General features: G+C 73.3%; 23 protein-coding genes and 1 tRNA gene. 17 read left to right on the top strand and 7 right to left on the bottom strand.

Features of this window, described 5'->3' with window-relative positions; all coding sequences use genetic code 11:
• Positions 1 to 13 precede the first annotated feature (13 nt).
• The gene (locus AVW11_RS01415; RefSeq protein ID WP_076042956.1) at positions 14 to 985 is read right to left on the bottom strand and encodes a cyclase family protein; all 972 of its coding nucleotides are present in this window, start codon (positions 983 to 985) and stop codon (positions 14 to 16) included.
• A 173-nt stretch (positions 986 to 1158) separates the two neighbouring features.
• Here AVW11_RS01415 and AVW11_RS01410 point away from each other — a divergent pair, with 173 nt between their 5' ends.
• The 3 genes from AVW11_RS01410 to AVW11_RS01400 all read left to right on the top strand — a co-directional run bounded on the left by AVW11_RS01410 (position 1159) and on the right by AVW11_RS01400 (position 5553).
• The gene (locus AVW11_RS01410) at positions 1159 to 2313 is read left to right on the top strand and encodes a PP2C family protein-serine/threonine phosphatase (RefSeq protein WP_076042955.1); all 1155 of its coding nucleotides are present in this window, start codon (positions 1159 to 1161) and stop codon (positions 2311 to 2313) included.
• Positions 2310 to 3971, top strand: coding sequence for a phospholipase D family protein (locus AVW11_RS01405; RefSeq protein ID WP_076042954.1), 1662 nt, complete (start codon positions 2310 to 2312; stop codon positions 3969 to 3971). Before AVW11_RS01410 ends, AVW11_RS01405 begins: the two co-directional genes overlap by 4 nt.
• Before the next feature lie 127 nt (positions 3972 to 4098).
• Positions 4099 to 5553 (top strand): glyceraldehyde-3-phosphate dehydrogenase, encoded by a 1455-nt coding sequence (locus AVW11_RS01400; RefSeq protein WP_030854526.1) that lies wholly within the window; start codon positions 4099 to 4101, stop codon positions 5551 to 5553.
• Between the two features lie 91 nt (positions 5554 to 5644).
• Here AVW11_RS01400 and AVW11_RS01395 read toward each other — a convergent pair whose 3' ends face one another.
• The 3 genes from AVW11_RS01395 to AVW11_RS01385 form a co-directional block, all read right to left on the bottom strand.
• Entirely contained in the window at positions 5645 to 6835 is a 1191-nt protein-coding gene (locus tag AVW11_RS01395) for an MFS transporter (RefSeq protein WP_030854529.1), read from the bottom strand.
• A 42-nt stretch (positions 6836 to 6877) separates the two neighbouring features.
• Positions 6878 to 7912, bottom strand: a complete 1035-nt coding sequence (locus AVW11_RS01390; protein WP_076042953.1) for an NUDIX domain-containing protein — start codon at positions 7910 to 7912, stop codon at positions 6878 to 6880.
• Positions 7913 to 8007: 95 nt separating this feature from the next.
• Positions 8008 to 8631, bottom strand: a complete 624-nt coding sequence (locus tag AVW11_RS01385; RefSeq protein WP_060179216.1) for a LysE/ArgO family amino acid transporter — start codon at positions 8629 to 8631, stop codon at positions 8008 to 8010.
• Positions 8632 to 8700: 69 nt separating this feature from the next.
• Between AVW11_RS01385 and AVW11_RS01380 the strand changes: the two genes are divergently transcribed.
• The 7 genes from AVW11_RS01380 to AVW11_RS01350 all read left to right on the top strand — a co-directional run bounded on the left by AVW11_RS01380 (position 8701) and on the right by AVW11_RS01350 (position 15939).
• Positions 8701 to 9609: a LysR family transcriptional regulator ArgP gene (locus AVW11_RS01380; RefSeq protein ID WP_030854535.1), complete on the top strand. Its 909-nt coding sequence runs from the start codon at positions 8701 to 8703 to the stop codon at positions 9607 to 9609.
• Positions 9610 to 9640: 31 nt separating this feature from the next.
• A complete protein-coding gene (locus tag AVW11_RS01375) occupies positions 9641 to 10033 on the top strand; it encodes a TOBE domain-containing protein (protein ID WP_030854538.1) in 393 nt (130 codons plus the stop codon).
• 132 nt (positions 10034 to 10165) lie between these two features.
• Positions 10166 to 11248, top strand: a complete 1083-nt coding sequence (corA, locus tag AVW11_RS01370; protein ID WP_037834442.1) for a magnesium/cobalt transporter CorA — start codon at positions 10166 to 10168, stop codon at positions 11246 to 11248.
• A gap of 1 nt (position 11249) precedes the next feature.
• Positions 11250 to 11870, top strand: coding sequence for a hypothetical protein (locus tag AVW11_RS01365; protein WP_076042952.1), 621 nt, complete (start codon positions 11250 to 11252; stop codon positions 11868 to 11870).
• A gap of 126 nt (positions 11871 to 11996) precedes the next feature.
• Entirely contained in the window at positions 11997 to 12827 is an 831-nt protein-coding gene (locus tag AVW11_RS01360; protein WP_079250467.1) for a chitosanase, read from the top strand.
• A 315-nt stretch (positions 12828 to 13142) separates the two neighbouring features.
• Positions 13143 to 13496, top strand: coding sequence for a DUF805 domain-containing protein (locus AVW11_RS01355; protein WP_060179219.1), 354 nt, complete (start codon positions 13143 to 13145; stop codon positions 13494 to 13496).
• A 223-nt stretch (positions 13497 to 13719) separates the two neighbouring features.
• Positions 13720 to 15939 (top strand): NADP-dependent isocitrate dehydrogenase, encoded by a 2220-nt coding sequence (locus tag AVW11_RS01350; RefSeq protein WP_076042950.1) that lies wholly within the window; start codon positions 13720 to 13722, stop codon positions 15937 to 15939.
• 178 nt (positions 15940 to 16117) lie between these two features.
• Here the strand turns inward: AVW11_RS01350 and AVW11_RS01345 are convergent, their stop codons facing one another.
• Positions 16118 to 16534, bottom strand: coding sequence for a hypothetical protein (locus AVW11_RS01345; RefSeq protein ID WP_060179221.1), 417 nt, complete (start codon positions 16532 to 16534; stop codon positions 16118 to 16120).
• Positions 16535 to 16974: 440 nt separating this feature from the next.
• On the opposite strand from AVW11_RS01345, the gene AVW11_RS01340 reads away from it, so the two are divergent.
• Positions 16975 to 18642 (top strand): glycoside hydrolase family 71 protein, encoded by a 1668-nt coding sequence (locus AVW11_RS01340; protein WP_076042949.1) that lies wholly within the window; start codon positions 16975 to 16977, stop codon positions 18640 to 18642.
• 165 nt (positions 18643 to 18807) lie between these two features.
• Positions 18808 to 20010 carry an aminotransferase class V-fold PLP-dependent enzyme gene (locus AVW11_RS01335; RefSeq protein WP_076042948.1) on the top strand — a complete coding sequence of 401 codons (1203 nt, stop codon included), beginning with the start codon at positions 18808 to 18810 and terminating at the stop codon, positions 20008 to 20010.
• On the opposite strand, the gene cobF is transcribed toward AVW11_RS01335, so the two are convergent.
• Entirely contained in the window at positions 19997 to 20749 is a 753-nt protein-coding gene (cobF, locus tag AVW11_RS01330; protein ID WP_076042947.1) for a precorrin-6A synthase (deacetylating), read from the bottom strand. The genes AVW11_RS01335 and cobF overlap by 14 nt on opposite strands.
• Positions 20750 to 20767: 18 nt before the next feature.
• On the opposite strand from cobF, the gene AVW11_RS01325 reads away from it, so the two are divergent.
• The 4 genes from AVW11_RS01325 to AVW11_RS01310 are packed head-to-tail and all read left to right on the top strand — an operon-like array spanning position 20768 to position 24084.
• Entirely contained in the window at positions 20768 to 21523 is a 756-nt protein-coding gene (locus AVW11_RS01325) for a (Fe-S)-binding protein (RefSeq protein WP_076042946.1), read from the top strand.
• Positions 21520 to 23004 (top strand): lactate utilization protein B, encoded by a 1485-nt coding sequence (locus AVW11_RS01320; RefSeq protein ID WP_030854569.1) that lies wholly within the window; start codon positions 21520 to 21522, stop codon positions 23002 to 23004. Before AVW11_RS01325 ends, AVW11_RS01320 begins: the two co-directional genes overlap by 4 nt.
• Entirely contained in the window at positions 23001 to 23684 is a 684-nt protein-coding gene (locus AVW11_RS01315) for a LutC/YkgG family protein (RefSeq protein ID WP_076042945.1), read from the top strand. Before AVW11_RS01320 ends, AVW11_RS01315 begins: the two co-directional genes overlap by 4 nt.
• Positions 23685 to 23688: 4 nt before the next feature.
• Positions 23689 to 24084, top strand: coding sequence for a VOC family protein (locus AVW11_RS01310; protein ID WP_030854574.1), 396 nt, complete (start codon positions 23689 to 23691; stop codon positions 24082 to 24084).
• A gap of 138 nt (positions 24085 to 24222) precedes the next feature.
• Here AVW11_RS01310 and AVW11_RS01305 read toward each other — a convergent pair whose 3' ends face one another.
• Positions 24223 to 24618, bottom strand: coding sequence for a DUF309 domain-containing protein (locus tag AVW11_RS01305; RefSeq protein ID WP_076042944.1), 396 nt, complete (start codon positions 24616 to 24618; stop codon positions 24223 to 24225).
• 202 nt (positions 24619 to 24820) lie between these two features.
• On the opposite strand from AVW11_RS01305, the gene AVW11_RS01300 reads away from it, so the two are divergent.
• A tRNA-Pro gene (locus AVW11_RS01300) sits at positions 24821 to 24894 on the top strand.
• Positions 24895 to 24987 lie beyond the last annotated feature (93 nt).

The following is a 24987-nucleotide window of genomic DNA, read 5'->3' as shown; positions in this document are numbered from 1 at the left end:
GGGGACCGCGACCTCACAGGACGGCGACCGGGTTGACCGGCGAGCCCGTCCCGCCGGGCACCCTGAGGGGCGATACGACGATCATGAACTCGTACCGCCGCGCCTCGGCGCAGGCGCCGGCCAGGGCCTCCAGGTCCAAGTTGTCCAGCAGCGGCACCCCCATGGCGGCGACGGCCAGAGCATGGACCGGGGAGTGCACGCCCTCGACCGGCGAGGGGCGGACGTCGCTGTCCCCGTCACCGCCGAGCAGTGCGATCGCCCGCTCGGCCAGCAGCGGCACGGCGTCCACGTGCAGGCCCGCGCACGCCGCGCCGGCGTCCCAGGGGCCCAGCTCCCGGCGCCTGCGGAAGCGGCCGGTGCGCAGCAGCACCGCGCAGCCCTCGTCGACCGTCACCCCGAGCGCCCGCTCCGCGGCGAGGACGTCCCGCGCGCGGACCGCCCGGCCGGGCTCCAGCCAGTGCGTCCCGAGGACGGCCGGCAGGTCGAGGAGCACGCCCTTGGCGACGAGCGGGCCGAGGGCCTCCACCGAACCGAAGCGGGCGCCCCCCGCGTCGACGGACTCCCGCGCCGGACGGCCGTCGAAGAGCCGGCCCCGGTAGGCGACGTGGGACAGCGCGTCCAGGTGGCTCACGGCCTTGCCGTGGTAGTCGGCGGCGATGAAGTCCTTGTGCGTGGCGGGCTCCGGGGCCTCCACGTCACCGAGGTCGGACATGTAGTGCAGGGCCGGTCTGGTGTTGTCCGGTCCGGCGCGCGTGTTCCACGGCAGGCCCAGCTGCACCGTCGTGCCGGACCGCACCAGCGCGGCGGCCCGCCGCACGTGCTCCCCGGTGACCCGGTTCCAGGCGCCCCGGTCGGCCTCGGACCACCGGCCCCACGCGCGGACCGAGGCGAAGAGCGAGTCGAACTCCGCACGCGTCACCCCCGGCCCGCCGCGGGCCGCGTCCGGCGGCCGGGCCGGGTCGTCGTCCGCGGGCCCGCCGCTCACCTGCCGCTCACCCCTGGCTCCTCCTGTGCCCGTGCTGCTGCTCCCCGTGTGCGCACGCAGGCACATGCCCGCCGGGCCGCCGGGCCATGCCGGGGAGGCCGCAAGAGCGGCCGTACGGAGGCGCGAGCGGCGGCGAGTGGCGGCGAGCAGGCCCGACGGCGCAGGCTGTAGGCATGCGGGTGCCCATCCGCCCACCTCGTGGACCGGGAGGCGGCGGCCACCACCAGGTCCTCTTCGTCCTCGCGAAATGTGTGCCCTTCGCGATCGCGCTCCTGGTGCTGGCCATCGAGTTCACGCCCGCACACGTCCTGTACACCGGGCCGTTGCTGGTGGCCACGCCGGCGCTGGCCGCGGTGACGATGGGCCCCAGGGGCACCCTCGCCGCGGCGGGCCTGGCCGTGGCCGTGAGCGTGGCCACGGCCACGTACAACCAGGCGTGGGGCAGCCAGCAGGTCTACAGCAACTTCCTCGCCCTCTTCCTGGTGTCGCTGGCCAGCGTGACGACCAGCCGGATGGCCCGCGCCCGCAGCGCGAGCGAACTGAGCCAGGTCCGGCGGATCGCCTCGGCCGCGCAGAAGGTCCTGCTGCGGCCCGTCCCCGAGCGGCTGGGCCCGCTGCGCGCGGCCAGCCTGTACGTGGCTGCCGAGAAGGGCGCACAGATCGGCGGGGACCTGTACGAGGCCATGGAGACCCGGTACGGGATCCGGATGATCGTGGGGGACGTCCGGGGCAAGGGCCTGCCCGCCGTGCGTACCGCGGCGGCCGTGCTGGGCGCCTTCCGGGAGGCCGTGTACTACGAGGACGACCTGGTGGACGTCGTCAGGCACTGCGAGGCGGCCATGCGGCGGGACGCGGCCGTGCCGGGCGCGGTCGACGAGGAGGCGCTGGTGGAGGGCTTCGTGACCGCGGTGGTGGCCCAGGTCCCCGACGGGCACGTGGTCGAGGTGGTCAACCGGGGCCACCCGCCGCCGCTGCTGCTGCGCGACGGCAAGGTCCAGCCCCTGATGCCCAGCAGTCCGCTGCCGCCGCTCGGCCTGGGCGAGTTCATCGCCGGCACGCCCGGCACCAGGGACAGCTTTCCCTTCCTGCCCGGGGACCGGCTGCTGCTCCACACCGACGGCGTCAACGAGGCCCGCGACCGCGGCAACGAGTTCTTCGCCCTGCCCGAGGCCATGGAGGCGATGCCCGACCGGGGGCCCCAGGAGTTCCTGGACCGCTTGTGCCAGGCCCTGGTCCGGCACACCGAGGACCGGCTCGGAGACGACGTGGCGATGATCCTCGTGGACCGGACCGAGGAGTCGGAGGGGCTGGGAGGGCCGGACCGATGACCCGCGTGCGGTGGCTCCTGGTGCGCGGCGAACGCGGCAACCCCGCGACGCGCCTGGACGACCGGCGCCCGGACGGCGCGGCCTGGTCCTGGGGCAACGAGGCGCGGCCGCTGGTCCACGGCGCCTCCTACTTCGCCGAGCTCCTGGCGGGCGTCGACGCGATGCGCGCCGGCGACCTGTTGCTGTTCACCGACTGGCGCGGAGACCCCGACGAGCGGCTCGACGGCCCCGGCAGCGAGATCGGCACGGTCCTGTGCCGGGCGGCCGAGCGCGGCGTCATGGTCAAGGGCCTGCTGTGGCGCTCCCACCTCGACAGCCTCCACTTCAGCCAGAAGGAGAACCTCCGATTCGGCGAGGAGCTCGCCCGGGCCGGCGGCGAGTGCCTGCTCGACATGCGGGTGCGGCCCGGCGGCTCCCACCACCAGAAGCTGGTGGTGCTGCGCCATCGGGACCGCCCCGAGCGGGACGTCGCCTACGTCGGCGGCATCGACCTGTGCCACAACCGCAACGACGACGCCCGGCACCGCGGGGACCGCCAGTCGCTGCCGGTGGCCGCCGCCTACGGGCCGCACCCGCCGTGGCACGACGTCCAGCTCGCCCTGCGCGGACCGGTCGTCGGCGATGTCGAGGCCGTCTTCCGCGAGCGCTGGGAGGACCCGGCGCCGCTCAGCCGCAGCCCCCTCACCCGCCTGCGCGAGCGGATGCACCGCGAGGACGTCAGCGCGGACCGCCTGCCGCCGCAGGCACCCGATCCCGCCCCGTGCGGCGCTCACACCGTCCAACTCCTGCGGACCTACCCGAACCGCCTGCTGTTCGGCTACCCCTTCGCCCCGGACGGCGAGCGCAGCATCGCCCGCGGCTACCTCAAGGCGCTGCGGCGGGCCCGGGCGCTCATCTACCTCGAAGACCAGTACCTGTGGTCACCTCGTGTGGTGGCCGGCTTCGCCGAGGCGCTGCGCCGGCAGCCGGAGCTGCGGATGATCGGCGTCGTCCCCACCTTCCCGGACGAGGACGGACGGCTCACCCTGCCGATGAACCTGATCGGGCGGATCAACGCGCTGGCCGAGCTGCGCCGGGCCGGCGGCGACAGGGTCGCGGTGTACGGCCTGGAGAACCATGCCGGAACACCCGTCTACGTCCACGCCAAGGTGTGCGTGATCGACGACGTGTGGGCCTGCGTCGGATCCGACAACATCAACCTCCGCTCCTGGACCCACGACTCCGAACTCGGCTGCGCCGTCCACGACCAGAGCCCGGACCCCCGCCGTCCGCGCGACCCGGGAGGCCTCGGGGACGGCGCCCGCGTCTTCGCCCGCGAGCTGCGCCTGGAGCTCATGCGCGAACACCTGGACCTCATGGATACGGACCTCACCGACGAGGACCCCCCGGGCCCTGCCCCGGCGGACCCCGACGGCGCGTCGGCGCAGGAGGCCCTCTGCGACCCCGTGGAGGCCTTCGAGGCCTTCCGGGCGGCCGCCGCGGCCCTCGACGCCTGGCACGACGGCGGCTGCCGGGGCCCGCGCCCGGCCGGCCGGCTGCGCCGCTATGCCCCTCCGGACCTGCCCGCCCGCCACCGGCTGCCCGCCCGGTTGCTGCACCGCGTCCTGGTCGACCCCGACGGCCGCCCCATGGGGCTGAGAATGCGCAGGAGGTTCTGAGCGGGGCCGCGTACCGGGGTGAACAGGACCGAACCGGGACAGTGCTCCCTTCGGCGGGTACCCCTTAAGCGGCCAATGAGTAGTGGGGTTAGCATATGAGCGCCGCCTAGCTCGAAAGATAAAGCCTGTGACTGTCAACGAGGACTCGTTCACCAACTGGAACCACCGCGAGGAGATCGCGGAGGCGATGATCCCGATCATCGGGAAGCTGCACCGGGAGCGGGACGTCAACATCCTGCTCCACAGCCGCTCCCTGGTGAACAAATCGGTGGTCAGCATCCTCAAGACCCACCGCTTCGCCCGGCAGATCGACGGTGAGGAGCTGTCGGTCACCGAGACCATGCCGTTCCTGCAGGCGCTCACCGCGCTCGACCTCGGCCCCTCCCAGATCGACCTGGGCATGCTCGCCGCCACCTACAAGGCCGACGACCACGGCCTGTCGGTCGAGGAGTTCACCGCCCAGGCCGTCGCCGGCGCCACGGGCGAGAACAAGCTGGAGCGCAGCGGGGGCCGCGACGTCGTCCTGTACGGCTTCGGCCGCATCGGCCGCCTGGTCGCCCGCCTGCTCATCGAGAAGGCCGGCTCCGGCAAGGGCCTGCGCCTGCGCGCCATCGTCGTCCGCGGCGGCGGCGAGCGGGCCGCCGAGGACATCGTCAAGCGCGCCTCGCTGCTGCGCCGCGACTCGATCCACGGCCAGTTCCAGGGCACGATCACCGTGGACGAGGCCAACAGCACCATCGTCGCCAACGGCAACGCGATCAAGGTGATCTACGCCAACGACCCCTCCGAGGTCGACTACACGGCGTACGGCATCAAGGACGCCATCCTCATCGACAACACGGGCAAGTGGCGCGACCGCGAGGGCCTGTCCAAGCACCTGCGCCCGGGCATCGACAAGGTCGTCCTGACCGCCCCCGGCAAGGGCGACGTCCCGAACATCGTGCACGGCGTCAACCACGACACCGTCAAGCCGGACGAGCGGATCCTGTCCTGCGCGTCCTGCACCACCAACGCGATCGTCCCGCCGCTGAAGGCCATGGACGACGAGTACGGTGTCCTGCGCGGCCACGTCGAGACCGTCCACTCGTTCACCAACGACCAGAACCTGCTGGACAACTACCACAAGGCCGACCGCCGCGGCCGCTCCGCGCCGCTGAACATGGTCATCACCGAGACCGGTGCCGCCTCCGCCGTCGCGAAGGCGCTGCCCGACCTCAAGGCGCCCATCACCGGCAGCTCGATCCGCGTCCCCGTCCCGGACGTCTCGATCGCCATCCTCAGCCTGCGCCTGGGCCGCGAGACCACCCGTGAGGAAGTCCTCGACCACCTGCGCGACGTCTCGCTGAACTCGCCGCTGAAGCGCCAGATCGACTTCACCACGGCCCCCGACGCCGTCTCCATGGACTTCGTCGGCTCGCGCCACGCGTCCATCGTCGACGCCGGCGCGACCAAGGTCGACGGCGACAACGCGATCCTCTACCTCTGGTACGACAACGAGTTCGGCTACTCGTGCCAGGTCATCCGCGTGGTCCAGCACGTCTCCGGCGTGGAGTACCCGACCTACCCGGTCCCGGCGGTCTGATCCCGCCCGACCCCCGTCGACACCGCCGCCCCGCCGCTCCGCGCCGCGGGGCGGCGGTGTTCCTGCCGCCGGACCTGGCACCTGCCGGTGCTCACGCGTTCGCGGGCACCGGCCGCCGCAGCAGGTAGAGGGCCGCGGCCCCGACCAGGGCGGCCATGCACGCGATGAACACCAGCCCGGCGCCCTCCAGGCCGATCGGTCCCACGAGCAGTCCCACGCCGATCACGGGGACGGAGATGCCCGCGTAGGCCACGACGAACAGCGTGGAGACCACCGCCGCGCGCCGGTCCGGAGGCGAGGCCCCGGCCACCGCCGACAGCGCCCCGCGAAACGCCAGCCCCTGCCCGAACCCGCCGACCAGCGCACTCGCCACCACCAGCGCCAGCAGGTCCCACACCAGGGCGCCCGCGAGCAGCGCCAGCCCGGCCAGCAGCCCCGCGCAGCCCAGCGGCAGGGACCGTCCCACCCCGACCCGGCCGACCGCCAGCTGCCCGGCGGTCGAGGCGAAGAAGGCGAGCGCGACGATCAGTCCGCTCACGGCCCGGTTGTGCACGTCGAGGGACTGCGCGAGGAAGGCCGGGCTCACCGAGGTGAACACCCCGAACAGCGCGAAGCCCACGAAGGCGGCGATCGCCGCGGGCGTGAACACCGCCCGCACCTGAGGGGGCACGCCGGGCCGCTGCGGCCGTACGGTGCTCAGCGGCCGCCGCTCCCGCACCGTCTCGTCCAGCCCCAGCAGGACGGCGGCCGAGACGGCCACCAGGAACAGGTGAACGGCGAACGGCAGGTACAGCGGCCAGGGGGCGTACTGCGCGAGCACACCGGCGAGCAGGGGACCGCAGCCGAGCCCGCCCATGTTGGCGGCCGTCGCCACGAACGTGGCCCGGGAGGCCCCGCCGCGCGGCGCCAGTTCCATCACGTAGACGGTCGCGGCTCCGGTGAACAGCCCGGCGGACACCCCCGACAGCAGCCGCCCCGCGTACAGCCAGCCCGTCGCGGTGGCGAACAGGAAGCACACGGCGCTGGCTGCGGAGAAGCCCAGGCCGGCCAGCAGCACCGGCCGCCGGCCGACGGCGTCCGAGGCGTTGCCCGCCAGCAGCAGCACGCCGATGACCCCGAAGGCGTACACGGCGTAGACGACCGTCACCACCAGCTCGGAGAATCCGAACTTCTCCTGGTACAGGCCGTAGAGCGGCGTCGGCAGGGTCGTGCCGGCCATGCACACGGCGAACACCGCCCCGCCCAGCAAGCACTGCCGCCACCCTCGGCGATCACCGTCCATGCCGCCGACGGTAACCCGGGCTCCGCCGCCCCGCAGGGCGGGTCACAGGCGGCCCGCATGGAGCTCCAGCGGGCCTGCCCCGCTGGCCCGCGCTTCGAGGCAGGCGGTGATCTGGCGCCGCAGGGCGCCCTTGACCAGCGCGGGAAGCTCCTCGGCCGCGACGGTGCGCCATTGGAGGAGCTCGGTCGGGTCCAGCCGGATCCGGGCCAGGTCAGGGGCGTCGAGGACGCCGCCGTCGTAGAGGAAGCGGATGCGGGCCGGGCGGCCGGGCTTGTGCGACCAGTTCACGGCGAGCAGGCGGCCCGGGGCCAGGTCCAGGCCGAGCTCCTCGCGGACCTCCCGCCGGGCGGCGTCGCGCGGGATCTCGCCGAGGTCGCTGTCGATGCCGCCGCCCGGCAGGTTCCAGCGGTCGGTGCGGCCGTACGCGGGCTGCACCAGCAGGATCCGGCCGTCGGCGGAGGTGAACAGCACGCTCGCCGCGGTCAGCGCCTTCGGCCGGCTGGCCCGGTGGCTGGCCGCGTCCATCACGCCCGCGTGCTCCAGGGCCGCGCGCCGGGCCGGGTCCAGGCCGGCCGGCGAGCCGGGTTGGGGGACACCGTCGACCAGATGGGCGAAGGAACCGGTGTGCAGGGCGGCCAGCCCGGCGCGCAGCCGGGGCGCGACACGGGCGGGCAGGACCGCGCAGGCCTCCTCGGGCCGCAGCCAGCGCGCCGCCGTGATCTCCCCGTCGGGGAAGGAGATCGCCGCGGCCTCCTGCGGCGAGAGCGGGCCGACGAGGTGGATGTGCACGATCAGGGAACGGCCGAGCGGGCCCGGCGGCCGCGAGTCCACCGCCAGCAGCCGGCCGACCGGCACGCCGAGGTCCAGTTCCTCCCGCAGCTCGCGGGCGAGCCCCTGCTCCGGCGTCTCGGTGTCCTCGACCGTGCCGCCCGGCAGCTCCCGATCGGTCTTGTACGAGGTGGTCAGTACGAGGACCCGCCCCCGGGTGTCCAGGACGATCCCGGTGGCGGCCACGAGCGGCGCCGGCTGCGCGGCGTAGTACGCGCGCACCGCGTCGGGGGAGGGGCGGTCGGGCACGGCGGGCTCCTGGGGCTCGGGTCGTCGGCAGGAGCACTATGCCGGGCCCGCGCCCGGCGGCGACCGCCGACATGCGGGCGCCGGACACCCCCGGGCTAGGCGCGGGCCAGGAGGACGCCGCCCATCGTGACCATGGTCGCCGCGACCAGGCCGTCCAGGACCCGCCAGGCCGAGGGGCGGGCCAGCAGCCCGCTCAGCAGCCGGGCGCCGTAGCCCAGGCTGGTGAACCAGGCCAGGCTGGCCAGGCCGGCGCCGATGCCGAAGGCCCAGCGCAGGTCGCCGCGGTCGGCGGCGAGCGAGCCGACGAGCAGCACGGTGTCCAGGTAGACGTGCGGGTTGAGCCAGGTCATGGCGAGGCAGGTGAGCACGGCCCGGCGGGCGGATCCGGAGGCGGTTCCCTCCGCGGTGAGGGCCGCGCCGGGGGTGGGCCGCAGCACACGGCGGGCGGCGAGGACCCCGTAGCAGACGAGGAAGGCGCCCCCGGCGATCCCCACGGCGGTCAGGGCGGCGGGCCAGGCGGTGACGAAGGCCCCGATGCCGGCGACGCCGAGGGCGATGAGGAGCGCGTCGGAGAGGGCGCAGACGGCGACCACGGCGAGTACCGCGTGGCGGCGCGCGCCCTGGCGGAGGACGAAGGCGTTCTGCGCGCCGATGGCGACGATGAGGGAGAGTCCGGTGCCGAAGCCGGCCAGGGCCGCGGTGATGGTGCCGTGTGTCATGGCTCCGACCGTAGGCAGCCAGCATCTTTCAGTACAGCTAAAGATTTTTACGTACCATTAGCGCTCGTGATGGACGAGCTTCCCCTGGACCAGGTGCGCACGCTGCTCGCCGTGGTCGACGAGGGCACCTTCGACGCGGCGGCCGCCGCCCTGCACGTGACGCCCTCGGCGGTGAGCCAGCGGGTCAAGGCCCTCGAACAGCGCACCGGACGAGTGCTGCTCATGCGGACCAAACCGGTGCGGGCCACCGAATCCGGGGAAGTGGTGGTCCGCTTCGCCCGGCAGCTGGCCCGGCTGGAGCGGGACGCGCGCGCCGAGCTGGGCATGGCCGACGGGAGGGGTCCGGTACGGCTGCCGATCGCGGTGAACGCGGACTCCCTCGCGACGTGGTTCCTGCCGGTGCTGACACGGGTCCCGCAGGATCCACCGGTCTGCATCGAGCTGCGCCGCGAGGACGAGGCGCACACGACGGCGCTGCTGCGCGAGGGGCAGGTGATGGCCGCGGTCACCTCCTCCCCGGACCCGGTGGCCGGGTGCAGCGTACGGATGCTGGGCCTGGCCCGGTACCTGCCGACGGCGAGCCCCGCCTTCGCCGCCCGGTACCTGACGGGGGCCCCGGAGCGGGACCTGCGGGAGGCGCCGACGATCGTCTTCGACCGCAAGGACGACCTCCAGGACGTCTTCGTCCGATCACTGACCGGGGGCGCGGCGGCCGGGGCGGGAACCGTGCGGCACCACGTGCCGACATCGGAGGGCTTCCGTGACGCGGTCGTCGCCGGACTGGGGTGGGGGCTGGTGCCCGAGCAGCAGGCGGGGCCGCTCGTGCGCGCGGGGGAGCTGGTGCTGGTGGTGCCCCGGCGACCGTTGGACGTACCGCTGTACTGGCAGCAGTGGAAGCTGGACTCGCCGGCCCTGTCGACCGTGGCGGGCGTGGTCGCGGACGCTGCCGCGCAGGCACTGCGCAGCCCTTCGGAGTGAACACCGGGCCACCCGCATAGGCTTGCCGACCATGGAGTCCTACACGATCGGCCAGGCGGCCCGGCTGCTCGGCGTCAGCGTCGACACGGCCCGCCGCTGGGCGGACGCCGAACGTTTCCCCACGCGCCGCGAGGGCACGCGCAGGATGGTGGACGGGCCCGACCTGGCCGCGTTCTGCGTCGAGGCCGCACAGGAGGGCGGCGAGGGCGAGGAGGCCGCGTACACCTCGGCGCGCAACGCCTTCCCGGGCATCGTCACCGGGGTGAAGCTCGGCACGGTCGACGCGCAGGTGGAGATCCAGGCCGGCCCGCACCGCATCGTGTCGCTGCTGACGCGGGAGGCGGTCGAGGAGCTGGGCCTGGAGGTGGGTGCACGGGCCACGGCCCGCGTGAAGTCGACCAGCGTGTTCATCGACCGGGTCTGAAGCAGCGTCCGGGACGGCGGGCGCCTGCCGGGGCCGAGCCGGGCCGAGCCCCGGGCGGGCCGGGCCGGGGGCCGCGCGGCGACGATGGCAGACTGGCCGCTGATCCGCCGAAGGGGAGTTCCGCCGTTGTCCATGTTCAGCAATCTGCGCCGGGCCGTGCGCCGCGGCTACCGGCGGACCGTCGACCTCAGTCACCCCGCCCGCTCCCCGCTCGGCAGCGCGGTGGTCAACTGCCTGGTCTACCGCGAGGGCGTACGGCAGGAGGACTGCGCGGAGGTCGAGGAGGCGCTGCGCCGGGTCCGCAAGACGGGCGACGGCTTCGTCTGGATCGGCCTGCACGAGCCGGCGCAGTCCGAGCTCGCCGGGCTCGCGGAGCTGTTCGGCCTGCACCCGCTCGCCGTCGAGGACGCCGTGAACGCACACCAGCGGCCCAAGGTGGAGCGTTACGGCGACACGCTGTTCTCCGTCTTCAAGACCGTGCGCTACGTGGAGCACGAGGAGCTCACCGCGACGAGCGAGGTGGTGGAGACCGGCGAGCTGATGGCCTTCACCGGCCAGGACTTCGTCATCACCATCCGGCACGGCGGCCGCGGCACCCTGGGGCCGGTGCGCGAGGAGCTGGAAGCCGCCCCGGACCAACTGCTCAGGGGGCCCGCGGCGGTCCTGCACGCGATGGCCGACCACGTGGTCGACGACTACATGGCCGTCACGGACGCCGTGCAGAACGACATCGACGCGGTGGAGACGGCGGTGTTCAGCGAGAACGGCGGCCGCGGCGACGCCGGCCGGATCTACCAGCTCAAGCGCGAACTGCTGGAGCTGCGGCGGGCGGTGGCCCCGCTGGGCCGCCCGCTCCAGCAGCTCGCCACGCAGCCGATACCGGTCATCCCGCCGGACATCCGCGCGTACTTCCGGGACGTGGCGGACCACGTGACCCGGGCCACCGACCAGATCGGCGCCTACGACAACCTCCTGGACTCCATCCTCCAGGCCCACCTCGCGCAGGTGACGGTCGCCCAGAACGAGGACATGCGCAAGATCACGGCGTGGGCGGCCATCGTGGCCGTCCCCACCATGGTGTGCGGCGTGTACGGCATGAACTTCGACCACATGCCGGAGCTCCACTGGACCTACGGCTACCCCCTCGTCCTCGGCGTCATGGCGCTCGCCTGCTTCGTCATCCACCGCGGGTTCCGCCGCAACGGCTGGCTCTGACATGGCCCACGGCTTACGAACCGCGGTCCTCGGCTCCGCCGTCGTGATCCTGTCGCTCGTCGGATGCGCGGGATGCGACAGCGGCGGGGCCGCCCCGGAGGGCGAACCCCCGGCCCGCGGCGAACGGTTCACCCCGCTCGACCGGCTGGAAGCGGTCCAGGTGGCCGGCGACCTCCCGGCCGGCATCGAGGGGCCGTCCTCCGTCCTGGCCGAACTGCACTACGGGCACGGTCGCCTGATCGCCTACGTCCGGGGTGACGCGTGCGAAATCGTCGCCACTCCGGGCCCGGACGCCGGAGCGGTTCCGATCCACCTGGTGGCGAAGCGGCCCGGCGGGGGAGAGGGGAGCAGCAGCCTTCCGGCCGGTCCCTACACCACCGCCACCGTCGCGGCAGGCCCGCGGACGTGGGCGTCCCTCCTGTGCGGCGAGAACGCCATGGTGATCGAGTACGCCTCCGGCGGGGAGGACGCCCCGCGTCAGGTCCGGGGCCCCGTCACCGTCACGCGGCCCGGCGCTCGCCCCGCGACCTCGCGGATCATCATCGGTGACCCCGGGGCGCGCAGGCTGATCGAGGACGGGCCGGCGGCGCGGGCCGCCGTCACGCAGATCCCACGAGGCTGATCGGCGGCCGAATTCCCGTTGTCCATCAGGGTATTGAGACACCCTCAGCTCTGGTAGTAAAGTTTCCTAACGAAGCCGGGATGCCTCAACTCCCCCCATGGAGGCCTTGTGTTCACCCCCCACCGCATGATGCCGGCGGCCGGAGCGCTGCTCGGCAGCGCGCTCCTCGCCTTACCCGTCACCGCCCACGCGACCGCCGCCCCCGACCCCGCGGTTCGGCCCGCGGCGGCGGCGACGGCGGCTGCCGCCACCGGACTCGACGATCCGGCGAAGAAGGAGATCGCCATGAAGATCGTCTCCAGCGCGGAGAACTCCTCGCTGGACTGGAAGGCGCAGTACAAGTACATCGAGGACATAGGCGACGGCCGCGGCTACACCGCCGGCATCATCGGCTTCTGCTCCGGCACCGGCGACATGCTCGACCTCGTCGAGCACTACACGCAGGTCAAGCCCGGCAACGTCCTCGCCAAGTACCTGCCCGCCCTGCGCGACGTCGACGGCAGCGACTCGCACGCCGGACTCGACCCGAACTTCACCAGGGACTGGGCGAAGGCCGCCCGGGACGCGGAGTTCAGGAAGGCCCAGGACCACGAGCGCGACCGGGTCTACTTCAACCCGTCCGTCAGGCAGGGCAAGGCGGACGGGGTCGGCGTACTGGGCCAGTTCATCTACTACGACGCCATCGTCATGCACGGCGACGGCACCGACCCCGCCAGCTTCCGCAACATCCGCAAGCGGGCGCTGTCCAAGGCCGAGCCCCCGTCCCGGGGTGGCAACGAGACCGCCTGGCTGAACGCCTTCCTCGACGCCCGGGTCTGGGCCATGAAGCAGGAGGAGGCCCACAGCGACACCAGCCGGGTCGACACCGCGCAGCGCGTCTTCCTCAGGAAGGGCAACCTGAACCTGAACACGCCGCTCGACTGGAAGGTCTACGGCGACTCCTTCCACATCGGCTGACGGCCGCTGCGGCCGGGCGGCGGCCCGACCCACTCCCGCCGCCCGGGCCGCGGTGTCGCAGTGCGGTAACGATGTAGGTAACGATCGAGGCGGGTGTCGGGGTGTCAAGTAGGCCCGGCGGTGGGACGTTTCGGACTTCCCCGGACACGGCGCCACTCCAGTGTCGCCCCGTCGCATCTTCGATGCCGGAAATCCTGCGGTCCGGCCGATTTGCCATCACGACAACTGGCTTGACCGCGACGTAAGGGGGGCATAAGTTCTGCCCCGGCTTGCTCCAGCAGGACGGGCCGAACCAACCGTCCTCTGGGGGGACCCGTGAACTACTACCTCGACGTTCTGAAGAAGTACGCCGACTTCTCCGGCCGCGCCCGCCGCCAGGAGTACTGGATGTACACCCTCTTCCAGGTCGGCGCGATCATCATCGTCTCGATCCTGGACGCGGTCATCGGTACGTCCCCGTGGCTGTACGCGCTCTACGCGCTCGGCACCTTCCTCCCGAGCCTGGCCGTGGGCGTGCGCCGTCTGCACGACCTGGGCAAGTCCGGCTGGTGGCTGCTGATCTCCCTCGTGCCGCTCGTCGGCGGCATCTGGCTGCTGGTCCTGCTGGCCTCGGCCGGCCAGCAGCAGCCGAACCAGTACGGCCCGGACCCGAAGGTCCTCGCCGCCTGATCAGGCGTGCAGGCCTGATCAAGGCCTGATGGTGAGAGCGCCGCCCCGGCCGGGAACAGCCGCGGGCGGCGCTCTCGCCTTTTCCGGGAGCCATCGGGGGGCGGCGTGACGTGCGTCTCGCGGACTGGCGGCCAGGGGCTGTGCTGACCGGCCCGATCACGAGATATCTTGATGTCGAGCAATGTTGCAGACGAGAGACGCAGACTGTGGAGCGGAGCATCCGGTGACTGACTCGACCATCATCTACACGCACACTGACGAGGCCCCGGCCCTCGCGACGTATTCCTTCCTGCCTGTGATCCAGGCGTACGCGTCGACGGCCGGTGTGAATGTCGAGACCCGTGACATCTCCCTGGCCGGTCGGATCATCGCCGTGTTCCCCGAGTACCTCGAGGAGAGCCAGCGGATCGCCGACGCCCTCGCCGAGCTCGGCGAGCTGGCGAAGACCCCGGAAGCCAACATCATCAAGCTTCCGAACATCTCGGCCTCGATCCCGCAGCTGAAGGCCGCGATCGCCGAGCTCCAGGGCCAGGGCTACGCCCTCCCGGACTACCCGGACGACCCCAAGACCGACGAGGAGCGCGACGTCCGCGCCCGCTACGACAAGGTCAAGGGCAGCGCCGTCAACCCGGTCCTGCGCGAGGGCAACTCCGACCGCCGCGCCCCCGGCTCGGTCAAGAACTACGCCAAGACGCACCCGCACCGCATGGGCGCCTGGGTCCCCGAGTCGAAGACGAACGTCGCCACCATGGGCGAGAACGACTTCCGCTCCACCGAGAAGTCCGCCGTCATCGCCGAGGCCGGCACCCTGCGCATCGAGCACGTCGCCGCCGACGGCGCCACCACCGTGCTGCGCGAGTCCGTACCGGTCCTCGCCGGCGAGGTCGTCGACGCGTCCGTCATGCACGTCGACGCGCTGCGCACCTTCCTCAACGACCAGATCGAGCGTGCCAAGGCCGAGGGCGTCCTGTTCTCCGTGCACCTCAAGGCCACGATGATGAAGGTCTCCGACCCGATCATCTTCGGCCACGTGGTCCGCGCCTTCCTGCCGAAGACCTTCGCCCGCTACGGCGAGACCCTCGCCGCCGTCGGCCTGTCGCCCAACGACGGCCTCGGCGCCATCCTGAACGGCCTGGGCGCCCTGCCCGACGGCGACGCGATCAAGGCCTCCATCGACGCCGAGATCGCCGAGGGCCCGGCCCTCGCCATGGTCGACTCCGACAAGGGCATCACCAACCTGCACGTGCCGTCCGACGTCATCGTCGACGCCTCCATGCCGGCCATGATCCGCACCTCGGGCCACATGTGGGGCCCCGACGGCAACGAGGCCGACACCCTGGCCGTCCTCCCGGACAGCAGCTACGCCGGCGTCTACCAGGTCGTCGTCGACGACTGCCGCGCCCACGGCGCCTTCGACCCCGCCACCATGGGCTCGGTGCCGAACGTCGGCCTCATGGCCCAGAAGGCCGAGGAGTACGGCAGCCACGACAAGACCTTCGAGATCGCCGCCGCGGGCACCGTCCGCGTCGTCGACGCCACGGGCAACGCGATCATCGAGCAGGAGGTCGCCGCCGGCGACATCTTCCGCGCCTGCCAGACCAAGGACCTGCCGATCCAGGACTGGGTCAAGCTCGCCGTCACCCGCGCCCGCGCCACCGGCGTCCCGGCCGTCTTCTGGCTCGACGAGACCCGCGCCCACGACGCGCAGCTCATCGCCAAGGTCAAGACGTACCTCGCGGACCACGACACCGAGGGCCTGACCATCGAGATCCTCTCCCCGGTCGAGGCCACGAAGTACTCCCTGGAGCGCATCCGCCGGGGCGAGGACACCATCTCGGTGACCGGCAACGTGCTGCGCGACTACCTGACCGACCTCTTCCCGATCCTGGAACTGGGCACCAGCGCCAAGATGCTGTCGGTCGTGCCGCTCATGAACGGCGGCGGCCTCTTCGAGACGGGCGCCGGCGGCTCCGCCCCCAAGCACGTCCAGCAGCTGGTCAAGGAGAACTACCTGCGCTGGGACAGCCTGGGCGAGTTCTTCGCGCTGGCGGCCAGCTTCGAGCACCTCGCCACCACCACGGGCAACGCCCGCGCCCAGGTGCTGGCCGACACGCTGGACCGCGCGACCGGCACCTTCCTCAACGAGGACAAGTCGCCGAGCCGCAAGCTGGGCGGCATCGACAACCGCGGCAGCCACTTCTACCTCGCCCTGTACTGGGCGCAGGAGCTGTCCCGTCAGATCGACGACCCGAAGCTGGCCGCGGCGTTCGAGCCGCTCGCCAAGACCCTCGCCGAGCGCGAGGAGGCCATCGTCGGCGAGCTCATCGCGGTGCAGGGCTCCCCGGCCGACATCGGCGGCTACTACCGGCCCGACGCCGCGAAGGCCGCGGCGATCATGCGCCCGTCCGCGACCCTCAACGAGGCGCTCGGCCTCCTCGGCTGACACCCGCTGACGCGCTCCGCCCCGGCCGGCCCCGTGCCCGGCCGGGGCGGACCCGTGTGCGGACCCGCCATCCCGGGGCGGACCCGTGTGCGGACCGGCCTCCCCGGGGCGCACCCGTGCGGCTCGCCGAGAAGTGGGCCGGCGTGCTCCGGCTGCGCCGCGCAGCCCCGGGCACCGGTCAGAGCCGGTGGATGCGCTCCTGGTCGAACGCCAGCGGGGACCGTCCGGCGGCCAGGATCCGCAGCCCCGGGGCCACGGCCAGCAGCTTGCGCAGCCAGGCCAGGGCGTCCTGGCCGAGCTGCTCGGTGCCGTCCAGGACCAGCAGCATGTCCCGCTCGGCCAGCCAGGACGCGGCGTACGTCGTCGTCCCGCAGGGCGGTGCGGGTACGCCGGGCACGGAGCCCAGTTCGGCGGTGAGTTCGCGGACGCCGTAGCCGCCCTCGAGCGGGCCGAGCTCGACGACCGCCACTCCGTCGTAGAAGTTGGACGCCAGCCGCCGTGCGATCTCCCGCACCAGCAGGCTCCGCGGCTCGCGGAAGCCGCCCGCCACGGTCAGCACCCGCCCCCGCCGGACGGCGGTGAGCAGCCTGGACATCTCGGCGGACGTCGCCGGGAGCCTGGCGGTCGACCCTGATTCCCTCATCGGCACGATGCCCCCCATCGCATGCGTGACCAAGCGCGGCCGTGCCCACAGGGATCTTTCGGCCGTGTGACGTCGATTATGCGCCACTTGCGCCATATCGCTAGGGGAATGTCGCATTCCGATCTGTGGGTCCGCTGCCGCCCAGGTCAGCGCCGCCCCGCCCCTCGACCCGGCGGGTCGTCCCCGAAGGAGAGGGGGCGACCGACCGCGCGCCGCGGCAACCCTCCGGGCCGCCGCCCCGGGAACGGTTGTCCGGACGCCGGTAATGGGCTCTACTGCTGTCCAGCCCCCACCGGGGCGCATTCGCGGGAGGGGCCACGATGACAGCGGACCGGCGCACGGACCGGCGAGCACGACGGGGAAAGCGCGGCGCGGACCGGGCGGCACGACCCGTGTCGCACCGGCGCCGGCCGGCCGTCCGGGGCGGCAGGCCGCTCCTGGCCCTGCTGCTCTCCGGCTTCCTCCTCGTCGGCGTCTGCGCGGCCACCGGCATCGCCTGGGACCCGCTCGGCGGGACACCCGCGCAGAACGCCACGGCCCGGGGCGCCTTGCCCGCGCAGCCCACCGGGCCCGGCTCCGCGCCCGGCGCCGGCGACCCGGGCGCCCCGCAGCCGGAGCAGAGCCCGCCGCCCACCAAGGGCGCGGCGGCCAAGGGCAACCCCCAGGGGGCGGCGGACTCCGGGGCAGGGCGCCCCGCGGGCGCCCTGCCCTTCGACATGCCCCAGCCGGCCGCCCTGCGCTCCGGCGAAGCGGGCGGGAAGCTGGTGTTCGCCCACTACTTCACCCCGTACCCGCTCTCCCTCGACAACGCGGACGCGGACCGTGACTACTACACCCGCAACTACCTGAACCCCGACGGGGAGAGCGGCAAACACGGCCGGTACGGCGGCCTGCTCCGCGACCGCCCGCTGCCCGTCGCACCCAAGAGCGGCGACTGGGAGTACGCCAACCTCCAGCAGGAGGTGCGCACGGCCCGGGCCGCCGGCATCGACGGATTCACCCTCGACCTGCTCTCCCTCTCCGGCAAGAACTGGGACCGCTCCAACCTGCTGATGGCGGCGGCCCGTTCGGTGGACCCCGCCTTCAAGATCATGTTGATGCCGGACATGACCTCCCTGAAGACCGACGACCCCCGCGTGCTCGCCGAGGCGCTCGCCACGCTCGCCGACGCCTCCGCCGCGCACCGGCTCCCCGACGGCCGGCTCGTCGTCTCCCCCTTCAAGGCGGAGGCGAAGAACGTGGCCTGGTGGACCGAAGTCATCCGGATCCTCCGGGCCGACCACGGCATCCGCACCGCCTTCGTCCCGCTCTTCCTCGACTTCGGCGCCCACAGCGGCGAGTTCGCGCCGATCAGCCACGGCTTCTCCGAGTGGGGCAGCCGCAGCTACGTCGGCCAGGAGAGCTCCACCCGCGACGTCCGGCGGGCCCACGGCATGGGCAAGATCTGGATGCAGCCCGTGTCGGTCCAGGACGCCCGCCCCAACCAGGGCATCTACGACGAGGCCGGCAACACGGCCACCCTGCGCGCCACATGGACCCGCGCCATCGAGGACGGCGCCGACTGGGTCCAGCTCACCACCTGGAACGACTACTCCGAGGGCAGCCAGTTCGCGCCGTCCCTGCACAACGGCCACGCCTACCTCGACCTCACCTCGTACTACCTGACCCGGTTCAAGACGGGCGACTGGCCGAAGATCGTCCGGGACACCCTGTACCTCACCGCGCGCACGCAGTTCGCGGACGCCGACCCGACCGGCGACCAGTCACTGCTGATGTCGCTGCGCAAGGGGAGCGCCCCGGCCCGCGACACGGTGGAGGTGCTCAGCTTCCTCACCTCTCCCGCGGCCGTGAGCACGACCGTCGGCACGACCCGGAGCAGCCACGACGCCCCCGCCGGGATCCACGCCGAGCTGCTGCCGCTGAAGGCGGGCACCAGCGGGGCACACGTCGTCCGGGGCGGAAAGGCGACCGCCGAGGTCGACCTGCCCTACCGCGTCGACCACGCGGTCGACGTCCAGGACCTCCAGTACTACGCGGCGACCAGCGGCCGCGAACCGTAGAGGCTGCCCGAGAAGTCCCGCCCGCCCCGCGGCGCCCGGCACCGCACCTCGTCCACCGCACTCCGTCCGGGGACCCCGCGGGTGGCCGGAGGCGGGCTTTCCCAGGGGTGCGGCGGCGGGGGATGATCCGGGCGACAGCCGCGCCGCCCGCACCCCGGAGGTCCCGTGACCGAGACGACACGCCCCGACCACCGCCCAGACCGCCGCCCCGCCGAGCCCCCCGCAGGGGAACGGCCGGGCGAATTCCCCGGCGGGCCCGCCCTCTTCCGCCTCGACCCGCGCGTCGCCCACCTCAACCACGGCTCCTTCGGCGCGGTCCCCGTGCCCGTCCAGGAGGCCCAGGCCGCGCTCCGCGCCGAGGTCCACGCCGATCCCGACGCCTTCTTCACCACCCTGCCGGACCGCCTCGAACAGGCCCGCACAAAGATCGCCGCGCACCTCGCCGCCGACCCCGACGGCCTCGCCTTCATCGCCAACGCCACCGAGGGCGCCAACCTCGCGCTCGACGCCGTCCCGCTCGCCGACGGCGAGGAGATCCTGGTGACCGACCACGGCTACGGCACCGTCACCGCGGCCGCCGCCCGCCGCGCCCCGGTCACCACCGTCGCCCTGGACCCCGCCCTGCCCGACGAGGACGCCGTACGGGAGACCGTGCTCGCCGCGGTGACACCCCGTACCCGGGTCGCCGTACTCGACCACGTCAGCTCGCCCACCGCCCGGATCATCGCCTCGCCCCGGCTGATCGCCGAGCTGCGCGAGCGCGGCGTCACCACCGTCGTCGACGGCGCCCACGCCCCGGGCATGCTCGCGGACCCCCTGGCCACAGGCGCCGACTTCTGGTTCGGCAACCTCCACAAATGGGGCTACGCCCCGTCCGGCACCGCCCTGCTCGCAGTCGCCCCGCAGCACCGCCACCGCATCCGGGCGCTCGTACCCTCCTGGGAGGACGGCCACGGCTTCCCGCGCTCCGTCGAGAACCGCGCCACCGCCGACTACACCGGCTGGCTCGCCGCCCCCGAAGGACTCGACCTCATCGAGGCCCTCGACGCGGCCAAGGTACGCGCCCACAACAGCACCCTCGCCGCCCACGGCGCCGCGCTGCTCGCCGAGATCCCCGGCCTCACACCGCTCCCGCACACCGACGGCCTCGCCATGCGCACCCTGCGCCTGCCGCCCGGCATCGCGCAGACCCCGGACGCCGCCCGCGCACTGCGCGAGGAGATCGCGGCGCGGCTGCGCATCCGGGTGCTGATCTGGCCCTGGCCGGGCGGCGGAGGCATCCGGATCTGCGGACAGATCTACAACCGGCCCGAGGAGTACGCACGCCTCGCCGCCGCCCTGCCCGACCAACTGCTCAGGAACGCCTGAGCAGATAGGTGTCCATGATCCAGCCCTTGCGGGCGCGGGCCTCGGTCCGCAGCTCCTCGATCCGCCCCGCGACCTCCGCCAGCCTGCCCTGCACCAGGATCTCGTCCGGGGTGCCCACGTAGGCCCCCCAGTAGATGTACAGGTCCTGGTCCAGGTGGGCGGTGAAGGCGTGCCGCGCGTCCAGCATCACCACCACGTCGTCCACGTCGGCCGGCCAGCCCTCGGCCAGCCGCCGCCCGGTGGTGATCTGGACCGGCCGCCCGACCCGGTTCAGATTCGTCCGGTGCCGGGCCAGCAGCGCGGAGATGCTGCTGATGCCGGGCACGACCTCGTGCTCGAAGGCCACCCGGCCGCGCTCCAGCACCTCGTCGAGGATCGCGAGCGTGGAATCGTAGAGCGACGGATCGCCCCACACCAGGAACGCACCGGTCTCCCCGTCCGCCAGGTCCTCGGCGATGAACCGCTCGAAGAGCTCGGCCCGCGCGCTGCGCCAGCCGTCCACCGTCGGGGCGTAGTCGGCGGGCGTCCGGTCCCGGTCCGGGTCGCGGCCCTCCACCAGCCGGTGGCCGGAGCGGGCGTGCGCGTCGAGCATCGCGCGCCGCAGCCCGGTCAGATCCGCCTTCTCCTCGCCCTTCTCCAGAATGAGGAATGCGTCCGCCGCGCCGATCGCCCTGACCGCCTGGAGGGTCAGATGGTCCGGGTCGCCCGCGCCTATGCCGATCACTGAGAACTTCTTCACCCGGCTATTGTGCCCACCATGCGTGTCGCCCTGTTCGTCACCTGCGTCAACGACGCGCTGTACCCGCAGACCGGCATCGCCGTCGTCCGCCTCCTGGAGCGGCTCGGCGTCGCCGTGGACTTCCCCGCCGCCCAGAGCTGCTGCGGGCAGCCGCTGTACAACACGGGCTACCGGCACGAGACCGAACCGCTGCTGCTGCGCACCGCCGCGGCCTTCGCCGGCCACGCCTACGTGGTCACCCCCTCCGGTTCCTGCGCCGCGATGATCCGCGAGCACTACCCGCGGATCGGACGGAAGGCCGAGCGGGAGGGGCGCGGCACGGACCTGGCGGACGCGGCCACATCGCTCGCGCCGCGCGTGTACGAGCTCACCGAGTTCCTCGTCGACGTGCTCGGGGTGACCGACGTCGGCGCGTACTTCCCGCACACCGTCACCTACCACCCCTCCTGCCACGGCCTGCGCGGCCTGGGACTGGGGGACCGGCCCCGCCGGCTGCTCGCCGCGGTGAAGGGCCTGGACCTGGTCGAGCTGTCGGGCGCGCAGGAGTGCTGCGGCTTCGGGGGCACCTTCGCCGTCAAGAACCCCGACGTCTCCGCCGCCATGGGCACCGACAAGATCGCCTCCGCCGCCGGCACCGGAGCCGAGGTGCTGTGCGCCGCCGACAACTCCTGCCTCGCCCACCTGGGCGGACTCCTGCGCCGCGCGGACAGCCCGCTGCGGACCCTGCACCTCGCCGAGATCCTGGCCTCGACCGAGGAGGAACCGCCGACATGACCCGCACCGACCTCGGCATGCCCGCCTTCCCCGAAGCGGCCCGCGAAGCCGTACGCGACGGTGTGCTGCGCGCCAACCTCCGGCACGCCACGCACACCATCCGCGACAAGCGGGCGCGGGCCGTCGCCGAGCTGGCGGACTGGGACCGGCTGCGCGCCGCCGGCAAGGCCGTCAAGGACCACACCCTGCGCCACCTCGACCGCCACCTTCTCCGGTTGGAGGCGGCGGTGACCGCCGCGGGCGGCACCGTCCACTGGGCCGTCGACGCGGACGAGGCCAACCGGATCGTCACGGAACTCGTCCGCGCGACCGGCGAGCGCGAGGTCGTCAAGGTCAAGTCGATGGCCACCCAGGAGATCGGCCTCAACGAGGCCCTGGAAGCAGCGGGGATCGCGGCCTACGAGACCGACCTCGCCGAACTCATCGTGCAGCTCGGCCGCGACCGGCCCTCCCACATCCTGGTGCCCGCCATCCACCGCAACCGGGCCGAGATCCGCGACATCTTCCGCGCCGAGATGGGCCGCTGGGGCCGCCCCGCGCCCGACGCGCTCGGCGACGACCCGCGGGAACTGGCCGAGGCGGCGCGCCTGCACCTGCGCGAGAAGTTCCTGCGCGCCAAGGTCGCCGTCTCCGGCGCCAACTTCATGGTCGCCGAGACGGGCACCATGGTCGTCCTCGAATCCGAGGGCAACGGCCGGATGTGCCTGACCCTCCCCGAGACCCTGATCTCGGTCGTGGGCATCGAGAAGGTCGTCCCCACCTTCCGCGACCTGGAGATCTTCCTCCAGACCCTGCCGCGCTCCTCGACGGCCGAGCGGATGAACCCGTACACGACCATGTGGACCGGCCTGGGCCCTTCGAGAGGTGCGGACGGCGACGGGCCCTCCGCCTTCCACCTCGTCCTCCTCGACAACGGCCGCACCGACACCCTCGCCGACGAGACCGGCCGCCAGGCCCTGCGCTGCATCCGGTGCTCCGCCTGCCTCAACGTCTGCCCCGTCTACGAGCGGGCCGGCGGCCACGCCTACGGATCCGTCTACCCCGGCCCCATCGGCGCCGTCCTCAGCCCCCAACTGCGAGGCACCGGCAGCGCGATCGACGCGTCGCTGCCCTACGCCTCCACCCTGTGCGGGGCCTGCTACGACGTCTGCCCGGTCGCCATCGACATCCCCGAGATCCTCGTCCACCTGCGCGAACGGGTGGCCCAGGGCGGGCCGGTGACCCGGCACGGCATCCGCGTACGGATCCGCCCCGCACACGGGCACACCGCCGAACGCGCCGCCGTGCGCGCCGCCCGGCTGCTCCTGGACCGCCCCGGGGCCCTGCGCGCGGGGGAGCGCCTGCTGGCCCGCGCCCGCAGGCTAACCCCGCGCCGGCTGCCCGGCCCCGGCCGGGCCTGGACCGACACCCGCGAGCTGCCCTCCGTACCCGCCGAGTCGTTCCGCGACTGGTGGACCCGAGAACGGGGAACCCCGCAGTGACCAGCAAGGACCGCATCCTGGCCCGCATCCGCCGGGCCGTGCAGCAACCGGCCGCGCAGACGGGGCCCGGTCCCGATGCCGACATCCCGCGGGACTACCTGCGCGTCCACGCCACGCGCACCCCGCAGGAGCGCGTGGACCTGCTCGCGGCACACCTCGCCGAGTACCGGGCGCGGGTCCACCGCACCGACGAGGACGGCCTGCGCGACCTGCTGGGCCGCCTCCTCGCGGACGCCGCCACGGTGCAGCTCCCGCCCGACCTCGGCTTCGGCCTGCCGTCCGACCCGTCGCTCACCTTCGTGACCGACCACGCGGCGCAGACGCCCCGGGACCTGGACCGGGTCGACGCCGTCGTGACCGGCTGCGCCCTCGCGATCGCCGAGACCGGCACGATCGTCCTCGACGGGGGCCCCAGCCAGGGCCGCCGCCGCATCACCCTCGTCCCCGACCACCACATCTGCCTCGTACGCGTCCCCGGGCAGGTCGTGGACTCCGTCCCCGAGGCGCTGCCGCTCCTGGACCCGGGGCGCCCGCTGACCTGGATCTCCGGCCCCTCGGCGACCAGCGACATCGAGCTGGAACGGGTGGAGGGCGTCCACGGCCCCCGCACACTGGACGTGGTCCTCGTGGCAGCCCCCGACCCGCGGCCGGACCCGGACCCGCGGCCGGGGACACAATAGGGCCATGTCATCCCACATCGCCCTGACCGCCCTCGTGGTCCACGACTACGACGAGGCCATCGACTTCTACACGCGCGCCCTCGGCTTCGACCTGGCCGAGGACACCGCCCGCCCGGACGGGTCCCGCTGGGTCGTCGTCCGTCCGCCCGGCGCGACCGAGTCCGCCCTGCTGCTGGCCCGCGCCAAGGACGACGCACAGCGCTCCCGCGTCGGCGACCAGACCGGCGGCCGCGTCGGCTTCTTCCTCCACACGGACGACTTCGCCCGAGACCACGCCCGGATGACCGCCGAGGGCGTCCGCTTCCTGGAGGCCCCGCGCCACGAGCCCTACGGCTCCGTCGCCGTCTTCGAGGACCTGTACGGCAACCGCTGGGACCTCCTCCAGCCGGCCCTGCGGTAGTGCCGTGACCGGCAAGGCTCACCGGGTCGCGACGCCCGGCACGGCACCTCGCCGCGTTGTCGNNCGCCTTGCGATGCACCGCACCGGACGCCGCGCCCCGGCAAACCTCTCCGGCCACAGCACTAGCCGCCGCTGCGGCTACCGCCCACCGCTGTCGCCGCTCAGCCGCGGAGCCTCCGCCGCCGCGTCGACGGCCGGGCCGGCCCGCTCCACCCGGCCGGCCAGCTCCCGGGCCCACCGGACCAGGCCCGGCACGTCGATCCCGTACGGGTCCGCGCGCAGCCCCTCGATCCCGGCGGCCCCGCGCCGCAGCAGCCGCGCCCCGCCCACCGCGTTGCCGCGGGCGGCGTGCGTCAGCCCGACGGCGAGCTGCGCCAGCCCCCGCCACAGCGGGGCCGAGGCCTCGGGCCCGGACTTCCAGGCGTCCTCGAAGACCTCGTGCGCGTGGAAGGGCATCCCCGCGTCCAGCAGCCGCTGCGCCTCCCGCACCGTTTCCGACGGCGAGCGCACGACCCCCTCGGGTTGGCGCTCCACCCCGGCCGCTCCGTAGGCCAGCGGCCGCCCCAGCCCATCCCTCGGGCGGGCGCTCCTCGCCCGCCCCTCACCGTCACGGTCCCGTGTGTTCACCACCCCATCCTCCCTCGCGCCGATCACCTGTGCATGCACACCCCTCTGCGTGGGGTAATGTTCTGCATGTGCCGCCGAGCACGGGGAAACCCGCAGGTCGAAGGTACATCGGGACGTGGCGCAGCTTGGTAGCGCACTTGACTGGGGGTCAAGGGGTCGCAGGTTCAAATCCTGTCGTCCCGACTTTTCGAAGTCGTAGGTCTAAGGATCGCTTCAGCATCATCCGAAGCGGTCCTTCGGCCGTTTCAGGGGTCTTGGCGCCGGGTGGTCCGGCGA

The sequence above is a fragment of the Streptomyces amritsarensis genome (genome assembly GCF_001953875.1).
Classification (GTDB): Bacteria; Actinomycetota; Actinomycetes; order Streptomycetales; family Streptomycetaceae; genus Streptomyces; species Streptomyces amritsarensis.
Note: the sequence above shows the minus strand (reverse complement) of the source record. Positions and strands in the feature narration are given on the sequence as shown.